The sequence below is a fragment of the uncultured Desulfosarcina sp. genome, from assembly GCF_963664155.2.
Taxonomy (GTDB): Bacteria; Desulfobacterota; Desulfobacteria; order Desulfobacterales; family Desulfosarcinaceae; genus Desulfosarcina.
Map to the genome: position 1 here is coordinate 880,411 of NZ_CAXXXH010000001.1, position 19,570 is coordinate 899,980.

General features: G+C 53.6%; 16 protein-coding genes. 4 read left to right on the plus strand and 12 right to left on the minus strand.

Going from position 1 to position 19,570, the window contains the following annotated elements:
• Positions 1-3: 3 nt before the first annotated feature.
• From ACHZBS_RS03925 to ACHZBS_RS03940, 4 genes are all read left to right on the plus strand, one after another.
• Positions 4-639: a J domain-containing protein gene (locus tag ACHZBS_RS03925; protein ID WP_319405223.1), complete on the plus strand. Its 636-nt coding sequence runs from the start codon at positions 4-6 to the stop codon at positions 637-639.
• Positions 567-1,442: a hypothetical protein gene (locus ACHZBS_RS03930; protein WP_319405224.1), complete on the plus strand. Its 876-nt coding sequence runs from the start codon at positions 567-569 to the stop codon at positions 1,440-1,442. Before ACHZBS_RS03925 ends, ACHZBS_RS03930 begins: the two co-directional genes overlap by 73 nt.
• Positions 1,443-1,516: 74 nt before the next feature.
• Complete coding sequence (locus ACHZBS_RS03935) at positions 1,517-2,569, plus strand: polysaccharide biosynthesis/export family protein (protein WP_319405225.1); 1,053 nt, start codon at positions 1,517-1,519, stop codon at positions 2,567-2,569.
• 387 nt (positions 2,570-2,956) lie between these two features.
• Positions 2,957-5,362, plus strand: a complete 2,406-nt coding sequence (locus ACHZBS_RS03940; protein WP_319405226.1) for an AAA family ATPase — start codon at positions 2,957-2,959, stop codon at positions 5,360-5,362.
• Between the two features lie 105 nt (positions 5,363-5,467).
• On the opposite strand, the gene ACHZBS_RS03945 is transcribed toward ACHZBS_RS03940, so the two are convergent.
• The 12 genes from ACHZBS_RS03945 to ACHZBS_RS04000 form a co-directional block, all read right to left on the minus strand.
• Entirely contained in the window at positions 5,468-6,607 is a 1,140-nt protein-coding gene (locus ACHZBS_RS03945) for a hypothetical protein (RefSeq protein WP_319405227.1), read from the minus strand.
• Positions 6,604-7,017 carry a hypothetical protein gene (locus ACHZBS_RS03950; RefSeq protein ID WP_319405228.1) on the minus strand — a complete coding sequence of 138 codons (414 nt, stop codon included), beginning with the start codon at positions 7,015-7,017 and terminating at the stop codon, positions 6,604-6,606. Before ACHZBS_RS03950 ends, ACHZBS_RS03945 begins: the two co-directional genes overlap by 4 nt.
• 58 nt (positions 7,018-7,075) lie before the next feature.
• Complete coding sequence (locus tag ACHZBS_RS03955) at positions 7,076-7,381, minus strand: (2Fe-2S) ferredoxin domain-containing protein (protein ID WP_319405229.1); 306 nt, start codon at positions 7,379-7,381, stop codon at positions 7,076-7,078.
• 219 nt (positions 7,382-7,600) lie between these two features.
• A complete protein-coding gene (locus tag ACHZBS_RS03960; protein WP_319405230.1) occupies positions 7,601-8,875 on the minus strand; it encodes a radical SAM protein in 1,275 nt (424 codons plus the stop codon).
• A 146-nt stretch (positions 8,876-9,021) separates the two neighbouring features.
• Complete coding sequence (locus ACHZBS_RS03965) at positions 9,022-10,395, minus strand: nitrogenase component 1 (protein ID WP_319405231.1); 1,374 nt, start codon at positions 10,393-10,395, stop codon at positions 9,022-9,024.
• Between the two features lie 102 nt (positions 10,396-10,497).
• Complete coding sequence (gene nifE, locus ACHZBS_RS03970; protein WP_319405232.1) at positions 10,498-11,892, minus strand: nitrogenase iron-molybdenum cofactor biosynthesis protein NifE; 1,395 nt, start codon at positions 11,890-11,892, stop codon at positions 10,498-10,500.
• 128 nt (positions 11,893-12,020) lie between these two features.
• A complete protein-coding gene (nifK, locus tag ACHZBS_RS03975) occupies positions 12,021-13,400 on the minus strand; it encodes a nitrogenase molybdenum-iron protein subunit beta (protein ID WP_319405233.1) in 1,380 nt (459 codons plus the stop codon).
• A gap of 205 nt (positions 13,401-13,605) precedes the next feature.
• Positions 13,606-15,270 (minus strand): nitrogenase molybdenum-iron protein alpha chain, encoded by a 1,665-nt coding sequence (gene nifD / locus ACHZBS_RS03980; RefSeq protein ID WP_319405234.1) that lies wholly within the window; start codon positions 15,268-15,270, stop codon positions 13,606-13,608.
• A gap of 217 nt (positions 15,271-15,487) precedes the next feature.
• Positions 15,488-15,868: a P-II family nitrogen regulator gene (locus ACHZBS_RS03985; protein WP_319405235.1), complete on the minus strand. Its 381-nt coding sequence runs from the start codon at positions 15,866-15,868 to the stop codon at positions 15,488-15,490.
• Positions 15,865-16,221, minus strand: coding sequence for a P-II family nitrogen regulator (locus ACHZBS_RS03990; protein WP_319405236.1), 357 nt, complete (start codon positions 16,219-16,221; stop codon positions 15,865-15,867). Before ACHZBS_RS03990 ends, ACHZBS_RS03985 begins: the two co-directional genes overlap by 4 nt.
• Before the next feature lie 202 nt (positions 16,222-16,423).
• Positions 16,424-17,248: a nitrogenase iron protein gene (gene nifH, locus ACHZBS_RS03995; RefSeq protein WP_319405237.1), complete on the minus strand. Its 825-nt coding sequence runs from the start codon at positions 17,246-17,248 to the stop codon at positions 16,424-16,426.
• Positions 17,249-17,682: 434 nt separating this feature from the next.
• Positions 17,683-19,254, minus strand: coding sequence for a sigma 54-interacting transcriptional regulator (locus ACHZBS_RS04000; RefSeq protein ID WP_319405238.1), 1,572 nt, complete (start codon positions 19,252-19,254; stop codon positions 17,683-17,685).
• Positions 19,255-19,570 lie beyond the last annotated feature (316 nt).

The following is a 19,570-nucleotide window of genomic DNA, read 5'->3' on the forward strand; positions in this document are numbered from 1 at the left end:
TCATTGATATCACCGTCGAGCAATCCCTGTCAGCAAAAACAATTGCTATCCCAGTTTGTCCGGCAGGTGGATGAGCGCAACGACACTCCGTCGCTGATTTTGCTTATCGCCGCTGATGCCGATCATCTGCGATTATGCCGTTCAATTGTCGATCCGACCGCCGGGTCCAACCCGACATTTGCCGCAACCTTCATGAGGGTTTGCCTTGACAACGGCATTATCTCGCGCCAGCTCACGGAAAAACTCACTCCCGCCGCCAGGGCACTTGGGATAGTCCAAGCCTCCGATGCTTCACGAGATTACTACCATCTTCTGGGAATTCGATCACGAGCCAATACGCGGGAAATAAAAAATGCTTTTCGCAAAGAGGCAGTTAAGGTCCACCCTGACACCAATGCAAATCTGCCGGGCAGCGGTCGACGGTTCGTCGAACTGAACGATGCCTATCGGACCCTTCGTGATCCGGTATTGCGGCATCGTTATGATACCAAAAGACACTATCTGCCACGCTGGTGCGAGCGCCCCGACCTATCGATGCCGGCCGCGAGCAGGTCCGCAATCTTCTTTTGGTATTTTTTTGGCTTGTTCTTCATCTTCATACTATTACTTCTCTTTTTGGATATGATTGTTTTTCAATAACGTTTTTAAAAAGGATGCAGGAGGTTCATGTCATGAATTTCATCAGAAGGAAAGGAATCGAAATCAAGGTATTTGCTTTTTTAGTGAGCTTTTTTATGGTCAGCCAGGGTGTGGCCGTTTTGGCTGACTCGGATAGAATTTATCCGTCCAATAAAGTAACCCTCTATCGTGGCGATGAAATCGTGGGTGTTTACACCAAAGAGGCGCCCCTTCCCGAAGGATCGATCATCTCCACTGACGGGAGGTGCGCCGTCAAGCTGGACGATTTTTACCTTGTGGGTGAAGATCAAAGTGTTTTTTCCATCAATACCTCCAGCCGGCAGAGAAACCTGTTTATCAGGGAAGGAACCGTTTATTTTAAGACGTCGGCAATTAAGCGCTCTTTTTCTTTCATTACACCGGACGGTCAAATCAGTGTCCAAAGCATCCGACTCAATGCTGCCTTTGGTGATGGTTCGATTAAAGGATATCTGGCGGTTACTAAAAACCGCAGTGAGTTGGGAGTTGCCGAAGGTGGATCCATGGATGTGTTCACCGATAACGGCCTGATGACGATTCAATCCGGCAAGAAAATTATTCTCTCACAAGCGGATATGGATATTGGCCTGCCCAAGGATGAAAAACCGGCTGCCAAACAGCCGCCGGAATCGGAGCCTGGCATGTCGAGCGGCAAAAAAATTGCCTATGGTGCCTTGGGCGTTGTAGCGATCGCAGGTGTTGCCCTGGGCCTCGGCGGTGGCGGCGGTGGAGGTGGTGGCGGCGGTGGAGGCGGAGGTGGTTCCGTGAGTCCGTCGACGCCATGATGCCGGGTACTATTCTGTCTATCGCCCAATCCTGCATCGCTACATCGGTGCACGTCACAAAAGGAGAAACCGCGGTGAAGGATTTAAAACGGACAAGCCGTATGCATGCTTTGTTCGCACGTACACTTGGGCCAACCTCGGTGCATGTCCTATTATTGCTGATTGGAATTTCATTTTTGGGTGCCTGTGCTTCTGCAAACCAGGCCGTTACGAACAAGCAGGCGAATGATGGACAACACGTCGACTATTCCCTGGGGGAAGACGAAATCAGCAGGATGAATGAGATGATTCTATCCCAGGTCCAAACGAACGCTGAACCGGGTGAATATCTCCTTGGTGAGGGCGACCTGCTGAGAATCAACGTGTTCGAGGCCAAGGAACTGGATACGACAGTTCGGGTCAGCTCACGCGGTTGGGTTACCCTTCCGTTGCTCGAAATCGTCGATGTAAAGGGTCTGAGCGCCATAGAGGCTGAAGAAAAAATTGAAAGCCTGTACCGGCAGCGCTACATCAAGAATCCCCATGTCAGTATCTTCGTCGAGGAGCACATCAGCCAACGCATCACGCTGGTGGGGCAGTTTAAGAATCCCGGCACGTTTGATTATCCCAACAAACAGCGCCTGCTTGATGCCATCGCCCTGGGGGGCGGTTTGAGTGAAAAGGCCGGCCAGATCGCTCAAATTCGCAAAGCCCTCCATGTCCAAGGACAACCCGATGTTATTATGGTCGACTTGGACCAGTTGATTATCAAAGGCAACGTTGGCTTAAATATCGAAATCAACGGCGGCGATGTGATTTTCATTCCCGAGGCCGGCGTCTTCTTTGTCGACGGTGCCGTGAAACGGCCCGGTGCCTATGCCATCAAGCACCGTACGGTCATTCAGGAGGCACTGGTAGAAGCCGGTGGCCTTGAATCCTGGGCCGTCAAGGACAAGCTTAAACTGGTGCGCGTTGCGCCAGACGGGAAAAGGGAAATCATCGATCTTGATTTGAATCAGCCGGAGGTTAAAGAGATGACCATCAATGACCGGGATATCCTGATGGTCGATGCAAGTGGCACCGCCAGCTTCATGAGAGGATTCAGTGTTTCAATTCTTGGAACCGGTTTTAGCTATTGGGGACGATAACATCCCTTAATATTTAATTTTTTAGTATAGTGTGGCTGAAAGTCCACACTTTTGCAAGCGTCAGGCCGATTGGGTGTCGAGTTCTCGGTAAATCATCAGTTCGACCCGACGATTGTGATTATTTGAATCGAGCCTTGTAGATAGTCTATCTGCAAGGCTTTTTTTTTTACAGGCGAGTGTTGTAATATGATCTTTTTAAAAAGTCTTTATCAGCTAACTAAATTTTCGTAATATTTCTCGGCTAATTAATAAATTCTTTTTATAACAATATGTTATAATGTTTTCGCTTTAATTTTGACTCTTGATTGATTTGTTGTATAAGATACCGGATAAGGAAATCGGATCAATCGGTGCACTATCTTATTGATAACGGCTAAACCACGGCACATGTACCTCGATCACTATCATCTAAAAGCAAAACCCTTTGATTTAAGCCCGGAGCCACGCTTTCTCTGGCTCGGAGAAAAGCACAAAGAAGCCCTTGCCACGTTGAATTACGGCATTTTGGAGGACTTGGGATTCCTGCTGCTAACCGGTGATGTGGGGGTGGGTAAAACCGCCCTGATTCATCGTTTGATCACCAATCTGGATTCATCGACGATTGTGGCCCACATCACTGATCCCGGGTTGGGCATCCTCGATTTTTTCAAGTTGCTGGCCGTCGAATTCAACATCGATAGCGGATGCCACAGCAAAGGCGAATTTTTAATCGAGCTGGAAAAATTTCTCCACAAAGCATACTCGGATCATAAAAAAGTGCTGTTGATTGTCGACGAGGCCCAACGGTTGACTGGCAAGCTGTTGGATCAAATCAGGGTTCTTTCCAACATTGAACTGAGCGACCGAAAGCTGATTAACATCTTTTTTGTAGGCCAGCCCGAATTCATAAAGTTGTTAATGACCGATAGCAGCCGAGCCATCCGCCAGCGGATCGCAATCAACTATCAAATCAATCCGCTGACTGAATCCGAAACCGGTCAATACATTGAACACCGTCTGAAGGTGGCCGGCGCCACCCATAAAATTTTCCAACCCAGCGCGATTCGTGAGATATTCAGATTCACCGACGGCTTTCCCCGCGCCATTAATGTTATCTGCGATCATGCCTTATTGACAGGTTATGCATCCGGAGTGAATTCAATCGATTCGACTGTGATCGATGAATGTGAACAAGAGCTGAACATTCGAGCAGGCTTCAAGCTTAGCAGGACCGATTTTCAAAAACCAACTGCAAGAAAGCGGACCGACACAAGCCAGCCCGCAGCTCCCCGGTCTGCAACTCCTCGATCTGCATCTATGGGATATCTCATAGTCATTGGCTTGTTTATGGTCATAGGCGCCCTGGCGAGTTACTATTTGCTGTGGCCGGCACCCCGCCGGACAATAAAGCCGGCCACCCAAGCGCCATCGAAAAATGAGAGCATCCCCACAGCGTCCTTTAAGGAAAACGCCACCCAGGAAAAAGCAGCCCTCGGGGATGAAATCGAATCCGCCGATCGACTGACGGCAAGTGTTACAACCCCAGTCAAGCCTGTACCCGACCCAATACCCAATCTCATGGAAGTGGACGATGGAGTGACCGTGCCTGGCGAGTTGGGCGCTGAGTCGGCCGTGACCGCTGTCCTGGCTGCCAAGCCGGAACCGAATGTTTCCCCGCCCCCTAAAAAAGAAACCGTTGCGCAAAAGGCATCACCTTCCCGAAATACAAATCCAGGCACCGATGGGCAAGCGGCAATACCGGCGGCCGGAGCTGCTCTGGAACCCGCCCCATCCACCGATACATCAGTGGTTGGCAGCCCTGTGACCGCAGCCGGCAAAGCGGCGGCGGCCGTGGTCGCCGTCATGGCCACCAAACCGGAAGCAGAGCCAAACCCGACCCCTCGAAACGAGACGGTTGCACAAAAGGCAGCACCTGCCCGGATTACAGGTACGGGAATCGATGGCCGAACAGCAGTGCCTGCTGCCAAGGCTGCGACGGAAGCCGTCCCATCCACTGATTCGCCTGCGGTTGAAAACGAATTGACCATAACACCTGGCTGGGCGGGCACTGGCGCGACCGTGGTCGCGGTCGCTGTCCCTACCGATTCCAAAGCCGGTTCACCAGCAAACCCGGTGACGCCGGTGGGCAATGCTGCCGGAAAATCAGGAACCAACGCGTTGAACACTGCAGGCACCCAAGGCGTAAATGCCGCTAAATCGGAAAGCGTGGCAACGGCCCCATCTTCACCACCGATCGGCGAGGAATCATCCAAAAAGGCGAGTTCGGGTAATCGCCATGCAGAAAAAAGCAGTCTGCCGGAACCGGAATCACCCGTCAACCATTCTGTACCGCCCATCGCCGCCAAAGTAGAAACTCAGCCCCAACCCGCCATCGAACCAATTGGTAGCACCGCTCCGTCGGTTAAGAAACCGGATAACAGCAGCCTGGAAAATAGACTTCGTTTGTTTTTGCAAAAGTATTGCAACACCTATGCTGCAAAAGACTTGGGTGAGTTCACCACGTTCTTTGTTCCCGACGCCGTGGAAAACGGCAAGCCATTTATAAGCCTTTTGCCAAAATACCGAAAGAATTTCGATTTTATCGAAACCATTGAATACCAGATTGAATTGCAGCGATTTTCATATGATGACGATAATAAAATCGTGACCATCGAAGGAAATTTTTTCCTGAAATGGTTGCCGCCCGATAGAAAATGGCGGGAAAACTCGGGAACGATTTCCATGAACCTTAAGGAAAGTGGACCATCCTTTTTGGTCCAGCAACTTGACTATCAAGGAACTCGTTCAAAATAAGAGCAGGCTCTGCGCAGACCATTTCCTAAGCACTTTCATTGAACCCTCCCCGCGGCATGCAGTGAGGAGGGTTCTTCGTTTTAGATGGTATCGATTTTATGAATATCAGGAACAGGTGTGTTGGTATAGCTGAACGAGTTCACGGGCAGACAGGAAGGTTCTTTTTCTCATGGCTTCGGTCCGAACGGCAACCAGCAGCTTTTCGGTTTTTTCAGCATCCAGGGTCACACCGGTTTTTTCCATGACGTGTTTGATCACGGTCGACCCGCTGTGGCGACCCACCACCAGCTGCGCGCCTTTTCGCCCCAGGATCTCTGGAGGAAATGGCTGGTAGGTATTGGGATCTCTCAATACGGCGGCACAATGAATGCCCGATTCGTGATCGAAGACGGCTTTTCCGGTAATGGGACGGTCCGCCGGAATCGGACGTTTGCTGATCCGGAAAACGAACCGGCAGATCTTGACGAGTTTCCGCAAATCAATTGCGATGGTTCGGTCGTCAATGGTTCTTGCCGCCACTGCCACCTGTTCCAGCGGGGCATTGCCGGCCCGTTCGCCGATCCCGTTGACGGTGACACTGACGGCAGGGATGCCCGCTTCGATGGCGGTAACGGTATTGGCCGTAGCCATTCCCAGATCGTTGTGGCCGTGAAATTCAAGGGCCGTCGAACCTGCCAGCCAAGTCAAGTGCCGGATCATTTCGGCCACCTGGGAGGGCCTGGCCAGCCCCACGGTATCGGCGATGCGTATCCGGTGGGAACCGCACGCAGATGCTTCCCGGACAAAGGCGTCGAGAAATTTCGGATCCGCCCGGAAGGCATCTTGTGCGCCCACAGACACCATCTGGAACCGCTGGAGTGCCGGTGGAATTAAAGCGGCAATCCGGGACAAGACCCAGCCTTGCGTTTTGTCCATGGCCTTCAGCAGAATCGAGGATACCGGAAAACTGATGTGCACCCCGCTGGTACCGCAACGAGCAGCCAGGTCGATGTCCGTTTCAATGGCCCGGCACCAGCTGGTAAGCAGGCAGTCGGGTTCAAGGGCCACCAGTTCACGGATGTCGTCACATGCCGGCGGCCCCATAGCCGGAATGCCCACCTCCAACTCATCCACACCGGCGCTGTCCAGCAGGCGGACGATGGTGATCTTTTCCCTGATTCTGAAAGAAACCCCGGGGGACTGCTCTCCGTCGCGCAAGGTGGTATCGATGATACGAACAGGCATCTTGGGTATTTTGGATTTCATCGTTCGACCTCGCCCCAGGGAACGTGCTGTCGGGCAAAGCCGACCACTTGACGGCCGACGGCCAATATCCCCTGGATAGCCATGTCGCTAGGGGCGTTGCGGTGAACGGGCTTCAGGGAGCACATGTCATCGATTTGTTCAATCGCCTTGATCCTGTCTGCCAGTTCGGCATCCATGGGGCAAGCCGGTGACAACGCCTCCACCAAACCGGAAAGGGTATGGTCGACAGGCATCTGATGATGATATTGTGATACACCGACGATGAGGTTTTCGATAGCCATGGCAGCCAACTGGAAGATCAGTTCGTTGTTGAACACGCCGGGACGGGATCGCCCGTTGCTGGCCGTCTTCAGGTACTTGCTACCCGCCAGAATATGCTCGTGCCAGCCGGTGATGGATTGAATCTGCATGATGATCTCCCTGTATCGGTCCTTTTACATTTTCCTGATCCTCTAAAATGGATGGTTGCTAAGTAATCAGGAGATTGTCGACAATCTCACCATCTTCCAGGGCATCCAGGATCTGATCCACGGCATCTTCGCTTTCCACGTTGCCGTACCAGAGCCCTTTGGGTTGGATAACCATCACCGGGCCATAGTCGCAGGCCTTCATGCAGCCGGTACTGGTGATCTGGGCATCCAGACCGCGTTCGAGAATTTCGTTTTCGATGTAGGGCAAAAGGGCCGCCGACCCTTTTTTATGGCAGACGCCCTTGGGTTCGCCATCCGCACGAAAGCTGGCACAGACAAAAATGTGATGTTCCGGTTTTTCCATTTGCTCCTCCGTTAATGTTTTTTCAGTTTAAGGGTGAAGACAACTCAAATGCTTCTCACTAACCTGATCAGATTGGCAGGCTGCTGAGAAACAAGTCTCATGTCCTCAGAAAAGGACGCAGTCTGTTGGCCAATCGCAGGCGTAGCAGCGCTACGTCGAGGATTGGCCAACAGCGAGGACGCCGTATCAGGGCATGAGGCGCCGTTTATCGGCAGTCTGCTAGCCGCAGCCCATGCCATTTCCACCACACGCCTCCCCACACGCAGTCAGCGTGCGTTTGACCATGTGGCTCAGCGATTCGCAGGCAAAAACAGCCCGTACGGCTTCATCGATAAGCCCTTCGATCTCCAGCACCTTAATGCCGGCCGCCGAAAGCACCTTCTGTGGGTTGCCCCCCACCCCGCTGACCAGCAGTGTGCTGCAGTCCGACAGGGTTTCGGCCATCTCCTGCCAGCGGTTCATGCCGCCACCTTTGGCCGGGGTGGCACGGGCTTCCAACAGTTGAACCTGGCCCTCCTTCTCCCCATACACCAGTAGCTTTTCCGCTTCGCCCAAATGCTGGTTTACCAATACCCCTTCCATGCTGGCCACGGCCACACAGGGACGCGGCGACACCCGGCCGATCCGGGGTGTTTTCACATCCAGCCGCCTACAGGCGGTGAGGGTGTTCATCAACCCTTGATCAGTCGGCTCTCCCAGCAGGCCGACGGCATCGGCGCGACAGCGTGTGCAATGGCGCATCTGTTTAACATGCACGCCCGCCTTTTTACGGATCGTTTCAACGGTCGTCTTGTTCGGTTCGGCCACATGCTCGAATTCGGAACCGGCATTGGGGTAGTAAGGCATGGCATTAAACAGGTCCACCCCGAGACCGGACAAACGGCGCGCCACGGTCTCGATATGATCCTCATTGATGCCGGGCAGGATAATGCTGTTGGCCTTGACCACAATGCCCCGGTCTTTGAGGCCTTTGATCGCCTCAAGCTGGCGGGACAGAAGTACCGCTGCCCCTTCCTCAGCACGTACCACCCGTTTTCCCACGCGCATCCAGGAATATATTTTCGCTCCGATGGCCGGATCTACGGCATTGACCGTCACGGTGATATGACTCACTTTCAGCCTTTTCAGTTCATCGAGATAGGGCGCCAGGTTGAGACCGTTGGTAGCCACGCACAGGATGGTTTCCGGGTAGCGGGACCGCACGCTTGACAGGGTCTCCAGGGTTTCCTCCGGATTGGCAAACGGATCTCCCGGGCCGGCAATGCCCACCACGGAAATATTGCCCTTTTGGACAAACACTTCTTCCAGATACACCATGGCCTGGCCCGGAGAGAGCACGGCGCTGGTGACCCCGGGACGGGTCTCGTTTACGCAGTCGAATTTGCGGTTGCAGAATTTGCATTGGATGTTGCATCGGGGGGCCACCGGCAGGTGGACCCGTCCGAAAGATTTGCAGGCGCCGGGGTTGAAGCAGGGATGGTTGTCTAAGTTCATGATAGTTGGTTCCTGGTTCTATGTTCTGGGTTCAGAGACCTTGATTTCGATCTCGGCTGGAAGCCGCTCCTGCAATTCCTCGATTCCTCAATCCCGGAATGCGGAATTCTGATATCAGACTTCCGTCCTCTGACCTCTGTCCGCTGTCACATATACGTGTAGCCGACATCGGATTGATCCTGTTTCATTTCAATCAATGTGTTGGCAATCCTGTCGAACAATTGCTGGGCGCCGCGATAGCCCAGATGCAGCAGTCGACTGCCGTCCACGCGGTCGTGTACGGGAAATCCCACCCGGATCAGGGGCTGTTTCAGCCGCCGGGACATGGTGTACCCCTTGCTGTGGCCGATGAGCAGATCCACGCCGATCTTTTCTATGGTTTTTTCGATAGTCACGAAATCCACATCTTCCAATATCTGCATCTGATCATGGTAGCGCTGCGGCACCACGTGTTTTACGGTTTGTTCAAAACGCCGGTTGCCGCCGCCGGTGGCGCACAGGACGGGGATGATGCCCAGTTCCCCGCAGAAAGCGGCCAGTCCGGCCACCAGGTCTTCCTCGCCGAAAAGGGCAGCACGCACACCGTTCAGATGTTTGTGACCATCCACCATGGCATCCAGCAGACGACCACGCTGGGCAGTAATCAGCGAGGGTACCGGCCGGCCGCTGACCGTGGAGAGCAATTCGAAGAATTGGTCACTCTGGCGGATACCAATAGGAAGTCCTATCCGCTGTAGTACAACACCAAAGCGATCCTGCAGCCAGGTGCCGGCCGTTTCTTTTTCTCCGGCCAGGACCAGCCCGCACTCAATACTGACGATGGCATCCCCCGTACGACGCAACGCCCTGACGCTGGTACCGCCTTGGGGAATCGTCTGGTATTCCGTCCACAAGGGGCCGTTGAGGGTATCGCTATAGTCTGGTACCAAGGTATAGTCTAAATCAAAGGCGTCCAGAATCGCTTTCAAGTAGCGCAGATCCGCAGGCGACACCATACCGGGGAACAGGTTCACCGACGGGTTCTCGCATGCGCTGGTTGATTCGGCCAGCGTCACAATCAAGGCACGCACGGCACCATGAAAACCCTGCATGTGAGTTCCCTGGTAACTAGGCGTGGAGACATGCACCAGGGCCGGTAATGCTTCATCTCGGCATGCATCCTGATACGCCTTGACAAACATGGGGACATCATCTCCGATGGTCTCCGACAGGCAGGTGGTCGCCACCCCGATCAATTCGGGGTTGTACTGTTTGCGGATATTATCGATGGCCAGTTTCAAGTTTGCGCCACCGCCAAAGATGGCCGTTTCCTCACCAAAGTTGGAACAGGCGATATCCAGCGGCTCCTTGAAGTGGCTGATCATGTATCGTCGGATGTAAGTTGAGCAACCCTGAGAACCATGCAGCAAGGGTATGGCATTAGCGATGCCTTTGAACGCGAAGGCCGCCCCCAGAGGCGCGCACAAGTTGCAGGCATTTTGGGTAGCGCTGAAATTCTCTTTCTGATGAACGGACCTCATGGGATACCTCCTTGGTGGGACTTCCACCAGCAATTTACTTCTACCATTCGAGAGCCGGAGGGCTTCAGAGTCAAGGCGCCGAGGGTGAAGCCGTAGCAGGGACTACTGCGATCCCTCGGCAACGTTGGATCTGGAGTCTTCCAGCTCTTGAAACCTTCGTGCCGGCGCAAACTGCCAAACCGGACTGGTTGTCGACTTGTGCACCTCCCGCGCGAATTCTAGCATACCGGCAAAACCGGCCAGGGGAATTTTGCGTTCATGATTGTGGTCACAAAAACCGATCCCCATCTTAAAAGCGATGGGCCGCTCCTTGACGCCGCCAATAAACAGGTCGGCCTTTTTCTCGACAATATATTTGGACAGCTCCAAAGGGTTGGCGTCATCGAGAATGATGGTCCCGTCTTCGCACATTTCGCGCAATGTGGCGTAGTCGCTCTCATTACCGGTCTGGGAACCCACCATCACGACATACATTCCCAGGTAGCGCAGGGCCTTGATCAGGGAGAAGGCCTTGAAGGCGCCGCCCACATAGATGGCTGCCCGCTTGCCGGCAAGGTCGGCTTTGATGCGGTTGATCTCGGGCATGATCGCCTCCACTTCGCTGCGCACGATGTCGCGGGTGCGGGTTTTGATTTCCGGAACCGCGTTGAAATGATCGGCTACGTCGTATAACGCCTTGGCCATGTCATCGATACCGAAATAAGAGGCGCGGATGTATGGAATACCGTAAGCCTCCTTCATCATCTCGGCCAGAAAGGTCAGCGCCCCGGAACACTGCACCACGTTGAGGGCGGCACCGTGGCTGCGGCGCACCTGGTCTACACGGCCGTCGCCGGTCATGATGGCGACGACCTCAACCCCCATCTTCTCGTAATACTTCTTGATCAACCAGGCTTCCCCGCCGATGTTGAACTCACCCAGGATGTTGATGCTTACCGGTGAGACATCTGCCGTACTGCCGGTGCCCACCAGCTTGAACAGGGCGTCACAAGCGGCCTTGTAGCCGTCTTTCTTGGTGCCTTTGAATCCTTCTGAATGGACCGGCAGCACCGGAATCCCCTTCTCCTTCTCCAGTTTGCTGCACACGGCGGCCACATCGTCGCCGATGATGCCGACGATGCAGGTGGAATAAACGAAGGCGGCCCTGGGTTGATACGTATCGATCAGTTCACCCAGGGCGGCGTCCAATTTTTTCTCACCACCGAAGATGACATCCCTTTCGCGAAGGTCGGTGGAAAAACTCATGCGGTGCAGTTCGGGTCCGGAGGAGAGCGCCCCGCGAATATCCCAGGTGTAGGCAGCGCAGCCGATAGGCCCGTGGATCAGATGCAATGCATCGGCGATGGGGTACAGCACCACCCGGGAACCGCAGAACACGCATGCCCGCTGGCTGACCGAACCGGCCAGGCTGTGCCTGCCGCAGGTCATCTCGAAGGGCTCACTGCCCTTGAGATGGATCTGGGACTGACGTGCTTCGAGAATGGGTATGGAAGGCATCGCTTTTCTCCTGTTTATCCGAAGTCAGAGGTTGGAAATCGCATTTTTATATTCCAGAATCGGGTTGCAGACGGAAGCCGTACCTACAATCCCTCAATCGCTTAATTCCTCAATCCGGAATTACAGCCCTACATGACCAGTTCCATGTCAATATCAGTGGCATCGCGGTCCTTGCGATCCAATATGGCATCGAGCATTCTCTCCATTAGTCGCATGGCACCGCGGTAACCCATGGTTGAGAAGTAACTGTGACCCATGCGGTCGTATATGGGAAAACCATACCGTACCAGTGGAATGTCTTCATCCTTGGCAATATATTTGGCGTAGGTGTTGCCGATAATCAGGTCCACGGGATCATTCTTGATCAGCTGATGGAAAAGCAACATGTCGCCGGGCACTTTGATATTGGCTGCTACGGGACTTTCGGATACGGCTTCCCGCAAGGATTTCTCATACTTCTTGCCGGCCGGACTGCCGGTGATGATGTGCACCGGCCGCATGTCCAGCGAGACCAGAAATCGGGTCAGGGCCAGGACTTGATCCGGGTCGCCGACGATGGCCACCCGCTTGCCATACAGATACTGGTGCCAGTCGGATATTATGTCCACCAGCTGGCCGCGCTCCAAGTTCAGCGCGTCGGGAACGTTTACGCCGGCCATACGGCGCAACGTGTCTACGAAAGCATCTGTGCCATGCAGGCCAATGGGCAATCCCAGTATCTCGCAGGGCACCTTGCATTTGGCATCCAGGGCCCGGGCTGCCGGCATGGAGGCGGTTCGGCCAAGAGCGATGGTGCCCGTACTGCTGCCAATTTTGGTCAATTCCTCGATGGTGACACCGCCTTCGGGGAACATCTTATATTTACCGGTTAGCGGACCGTTGAGCACCTTGGACGTGTCCGGAAACATAATGGTCGGGATACCCATAACCTCTGCGATACGCCTGATCTCAGTCATGTCAGAAGGCTCCACGTATCCTGGAATCAGGTTGATGGTTTTCTGCTTGTGCCCGTTGGATTCGGCATAGTAATCAACCATGGCCTTGGTCATGCTGGCAAAACCGGTAACATGGGAACCCACGTAACTGGGGGTGTTGGCATGAAATACAAATTTCCCCTCGGGGACCTTGCCGTCCGCCTTGGCCTTGGCAACGATCTGCGTAACGTCGTCGCCGATGGTCTCGGACAGGCAGGTGGTATGCACGGCGATTACCTGGGGATTGTACACGGCGAAGATATTGTCGATGGCCTGCACCAGGTTGGCCTGTCCGCCGAACACCGACGCGCCTTCGGTAAATGCGCTGGTGGCCGCCACCACCGGTTCCTTGAAATGGCGGGTCAGGGCGCTGCGGTGATAGGCATAACAGCCTTGGGAGCCATGGCTGTGGGGCAGACAGCCGTGGATGCCCAAGGCGGCGTACATCGCCCCGATGGGCTGGCAGGTTTTGGCCGGGTTGACGGTCAGAGCGCTGCGTTCCTTGATTTCGATGGGGGTGTGTCTGAGTAACATGAGATTTTGATCTCCTCTTATCGTTCGGTTTGGAGATTTTAGATGGGCAACGTTTGGTGTTCCCAATCCAGAATTGGTGGATTTTGGTTCAGGCCAAGGCCGCAGCGGTTTTTAAACCGCAGCCGTAGCAGCGCTACGTCCAGAATTTCAAAATTGTGAGAACGCTGGCCTGGGACGAAATATGTTTTTTGTGGATGGAAACCTTCTATTCCCAGGCATAGGTGGCCGACAACTCCGGGTTTTCCTGCCAGGGTGTACGCATGTACTGCCACACCCGGCTGTTAACCATCCGGTCGATTTCATTGTAAAAATTGACGGCACCCGTGAACCCGGCGTAAGGTCCGCCGTAATCATAGCTGTGAAGCTGCTTCAAGGGGATGCCGTGCTTTTGTACAGTGTACTTTTCCTTGATGCCGGCGCAGAAGAGATCGGGTTTGAAGATCTTGATCAACTGGTCGGTTTCATACTGGCTCAGATCGTCGATCACCATCGTTCCGTCAGGCATCTCGGGCATCATGCCATCGTATTCGCCGAACTTCAGCCCTTTCGCCTCTATCTCCGCTTTTTTGGCGTCACTGATGCGCGGTTTGAAGCGTTCGGGGTCAGGTGTGATTTCAAGCTCCTCGATGTTGCGGCTGTCCGCATCCACCTTAATGCCCGGAAGAACTTTGCGGCCTTCGTAATCGTCGCGGTGACCGAACTCATAACCGGCGGAAATGGTTTTCATGCCCAATTCGGCAAACAGTTCTTGGTAGTGGTGGGCGCGGGAGCCGCCAACGAAGAGCATGGCCCGTTTGCCTTGTGTCCGCGGGTACACTTCTGCACAGGCGGCCTCGACGGCCGGCAACTCTTCAGCAATGACCTGTTCCACCTTGTCGGTAAGCTCTTGCTCATCGAAGTATTGGGCGATCTTGCGCAGGGATTTGGCCGTGGCGGCCGCACCGATGAAATTGACCTTGACCCAGGGTACGCCGAATTTGGTCTGCATCATTTCGGCCACGTAGTTGATCGAGCGGTGGCACATGATCAGGTTGAGATCGGCGGTGTGGGAATTGGCGAAAGCGTCAATGCTGGAGTTGCCACTATATGAGGAAACCAGGGTGATGCCGCAGCGTTTGAACAACCGTTCGATTTCAAAGGCGTCACCGCCGATGTTATACTCGCCCAACAGATTGATGCGGTATTTGCCCTCCCCGATAGTGTCGTCAAGGCCGACCACATGTTTGAAAATGCCGTTGTTGGCGATGTGGTGGCCTGCACTCTGGCTGACCCCCTTGTACCCTTCACAGGAAAAGCCGAAAATGTTGATGCCCAGTTTTTCTTTCATTTCGCGGCAGACCGCATGAACATCGTCACCAATGAGCCCCACCGGACAGGTGGCGAAGACACCAATAGCCTTGGGTTTGAAGTTGTCGTAAGCCTCCTGAATGGCCTGCTTGAGTTTCTTTTCACCGCCGAATATAATTTCTCGGTCCTGCATGTCCGTGGAAAAACAATAGGGCATGAAGTTGTGACCATCGGCCGTGCTGTCCGGGTCCGTCTGGTTGCGGCGGGTCAACCAGCTATAATAGCCGCAGCCGATAGGGCCGTGGGTGATATTGATGATGTCCCGCGTAGGACCCAAAACAACGCCTTTGCAGCCGGCATAGCAACAGCCACGCTGCCCCATGAGACCGGGTACCGTGCGCACGTTGGAGCTGATCACCGGTACCTGTCCGTCGGGATCGACCTTGTTGACCACGATCTGTTTGGCGCGCTTGCGGGCTACCTTGGGCGGGTATTTGGCCAGTAACCTGGCTTTTACTGTCTCCGGGTCATGCCTGTCCAGTTTGACATCTTTCGTTTTATTTTCATCTGGGGCCATAGCCATGAGAAGTCCTCCTAATTCATCTATATGTGATGATCAATCATCTGATTTTTTCAGACGGGCGCCTGTTCACAAATGGTAGCTTTTGGTTCAGGCCAAGGCCGCAGCGATGTTGAAACCGCAGGGGTAGTAGCGCTACGTCGAGGATAGCGCTGAAGCTTCACTGCGTGCTCAACTGAGCGAGAACACCGGCCTGGGCCAAAAGATGCCATTTGTGCGCTTAGCCTTCATCCAGCGTATCCTCTCCCCGCTCTCCGGTGCGTACCCGGACGGCCTCCTGGCAGGGCACCACAAAAATCATTCCGTCACCTGATTTGCCGGTGCGGTTGGTCTTGATGATAGTCTTCACCGCTTTTTCCACCAGGTCGTCGTTGACCACCATCAGCAAAGCGCGTTTGGGGATGAGCCGCTGGCTCTGACCCAATTGGGCGATGGCTTCCTCATAACCACGTTCGGCTCCCTTCAACAGCTGCAAGTCAACGATACCTTTACCCCGCCCCAGAGCATCACGGGCGGTAATGGATCCCAGTCCGGCATCAGCCAGCGCCTGTTTGGTCTTGTTCATCATGTTCATGCGAACGATGGCAATCAGCTCTTTCATATTGCCACCTCTTCCGTCTTGCCGTCGGTTGTCTCTTTGATGCCGGAACTGATAGTGTAAGCTTCTACCACCGGTACGATAAAAATTCTTCCGTCACCGAAAGCACCTTTTTCTCCGGTACGGGCGGCCTTGATAATGGTACGAATGGCGAACTCTTTGTCGTTTTCCTTGACCACGGTAAGCAGCATCTCCTTGGGTATTTCATCGTAGGTAATCTCACCAATCTTTATGCCGCGCTGTTTGCCGCGTCCCACTACGGACATTTTGGTCACACCGGGAAACCCGGCCTCCATGAGGGCGGCCAGCACATTGTCAACCTTGTCTGGACGGACGATGGAACGAATCATAATCATGGTCTTTTTTCTCCTATCAGCTTTTGTTTTAATCGGTAGTGGTCAATCAGAAATGGTAGATTTTGGTTCAGGCCAAGGCCGCAGCGAGGTTGAAACCGCAGGCGTAGCAGCGCTACGTCGAGGATAGCGCTGAAGCGTCACTACGTGTTCAGCCGAACGAGAACGCCGGCCTGGGCTAAAAGATGCCGTTTCTGATTGACCATCAGGCGGCGATGCCATAATCTATCAGCAGTTTTTCCAGTTCGTCCATCGCAAGAGGCTTTGGGATGACACGATTTTCATTGGCATCGATCTTCTTCGCCAAGGTTCTGTACTCCTCAGCCTGGGGGTGGGCCCCGTCAAATTCAATCACGGTCTGGCGGTTGATCTCGGCACGCTGGACCATGTTTTCACGGGGCACGAAATGGATCATCTGGGTGCCCAGCTTATCAGCCAGCGCCAGGATCATCTCCTGTTCGTTGTCCACCTTGCGGCTGTTACAGATCAGGCCCGCTAAACGAACACCGCCGGCTTCGGCAAATTTGACAATTCCCTTGCAGATGTTGTTGGCCGCATACATGGCCATCATCTCACCGGAAACAACAATGTAGATCTCCTGAGCTTTTCCTTCCCGCATGGGCATGGCAAAGCCGCCGCAGACCACATCTCCCAGCACATCGTAAAACACATAATCCAAGTTTTCACTTTCGGAATAGGCACCCAATTGTTCGAGGAGATTGATGGAAGTGATGATACCGCGACCGGCACAGCCCACACCCGGCTCGGGCCCACCGGATTCAGTACACATGGTATCACCAAACCCCCGCTTGCGGACATCTTCCAACTCTACGTCTTCGCCTTCTTCCCTAAGGGTATCCAAAACGGTTCGTTGGGCCAGGCCGTTCAAAAGCAGTCGGGTGGAGTCCGCCTTGGGGTCGCAGCCGACGACCATGATCTTCTTGCCCATCTCCGCCAGACCCGCTACCGTATTTTGGGTGGTGGTGGATTTACCGATCCCGCCTTTGCCGTAAATTGCGATTTTTCTCATTTCTTTTTCCTTTTTCTGCCAGGGTTATACTGTATCTCGTCCGGAAACCTGATAACTGGTAGTACAGCAACTGGCATGCCAGAGAAGTAATCGATCCGATTGGAATGCGCCAACTATAATTAAAGACTATTAAAATGACAGTTCAAAGATCTCTTTTTTCGGATCATTTTTCACCGTCTCATACGCGACCACCTACAAGATTGTAGATCGGTTATCTACAAGTTTGTAGATGATCGTGTTTAAGGCATACGTATTCTGATTGACCCACTGGTCCATAGTGAATCGCTATCCACACGGGCTTGATGGACCAACAGAATGCCGGCCTGAAAGTCGGGGGTTTCTGCGCAGTTGAACTGTCGAATTAAATATGAAACCTGTGAGGCTCCATATAGAAAGATGAGTAATATCGGGTTTTTCTGGAGAAATAAAAAAGATTAATTGGAGAGTTTTTTGAGTTGCAGATTTTGACGCTTGTTCTTTCGAATGACCTTGTCAAACTCATATTTTTTTACCCGATAGCCCATCTGACGGAGTGTCAGGCCGATCTCCCGGGCGGCTTTCTGCTGGACCCAGTCGTTTCGCGCCAAAGCCCCCAGTAAGGTTTCCCTTTCCATCATCTCAAGTTTGGAAACTGCGGGCGACGGCAGCGCCTCGCAACCCGTTGTCCGGCTGCAGCTGAACAGGTAAGCCGGAAGCATACCGGCCTCGATCTGGTCGGACTCGGCCATAATGGCCACCCGCTCGATGAGGTTTTCTAATTCACGGACATTTCCCGGCCAATTATAGCCGGCCAGGATTTCCGTGCATTCTGAAGAGAAGAAGAACTGGCGGCCGTATTCCCGGGCTGTTTTGGCAATGAAATAGTCCACCAGTAAGGGAAGATCGGCCTTGCGTTGCCGCAACGGGGGGATCGCAATGGGAAAAACATTCAACCGGTAAAAAAGATCCGACCGGAATCGGCCGTCTTCCACCGCCTGATTCAGATCGATGTTGGTGGCGGCCACGATGCGCACATCCACTTTTCGGGTCCGGGTGCTGCCCAGGCGTTCGAATTCCCTTTCCTGCAGGAACCGCAGCAGTTTGGCCTGTACCGGAAGGGGCAGTTCTCCGACTTCATCCAGGAAGACGGTCCCGCTGTTCGCCTCTTCCAGGCGCCCCCTTTTCAGTTGGGTGGCACCGGTAAAGGCCCCTTTTTCATGACCGAACAGCTCTGACTCGATAAGATTGTCGGGCAGCGCGGCACAGTTTACCTTGGCAAAAGGATTTCTGCTGCGCTGGCTCAGCTCGTGGATGATCCGGGCCGTGAGCGTTTTTCCGGTGCCCGATTCACCGAGCAACAGCACCGAGGCGCGGCTGGGCGCGACCTTGCGGATCATTTTGTTCAGGCCCTGCATGGCCGGGCTGACCCCCACCGCAAAAAAGTGATTGTATTTGGCCGATACCTCCGCCCGCAGGCTTCGGTTTTCCGTGACCAGGTGCGCTTCCCGCCGCTCTACCTGGCGGTTAAGCTGGACAAATTGGGCCATCAGTGCTGCCACGATGGAAAGAAAGCGAATGTCCTCCTTAAAATCCACTTCAGGGCCGAAAAGGCGGTCCACACTGAACACGCCGATGGGTTCATTGTTCAACACGATGGGCACACCGATAAAAGCCAGGCTGTTTTTGGTCAGGCGGCGTGCCTGGGTGCGGTTCAGAAAGAGCGGTTCCTTGCCGATATCGGGAACCGCAAAGGGCTGGGCGGTATCGAAAATGGCACCGGTAACCCCCTCGCCGGGCTGGTATATCCCCCGTTCCTGTTCTGTGGGATCGAGGCCGTGGGAAGCGATGATTCTGAGCAGTCCGGTCTCTCTGTCCTTCAACGTGATCGTACCGCGCTCCATGGAGAGCTTTGTCGAAAGAATCTCAAGAATGGTCATCAGCGTATGATCAAGGTCCAGCACCTGACCGATCTTCTGGCTGATGGCATAGAGCGTCTTTAACTCCAGTTCGAATATATTGTCTTCCATACGACCGTATTATAGATGCGGTTGGCAGGATCAGTTCCGGCAACAGTATTCTGTAACTGTCCGGAAAGCCCAGTCCTTCACGTTTCACCATCAAATCCCAAAGGTAACCCAGACTACTACAACATACATGCCAAGAAAAAAAATTATCACATGAACAAGTTAACCTTCCGTTTTCACATTTTTTTCTACATTTACAGGGCTCGGGGGTGCTGACACATACAGATACATTACCGTTATTTTTCATGTATCAATGGACATTTATGTTATATATTTTTCACCGAGGGAGTTTCCCGTTTGTGCAACACAAAAAATTCGC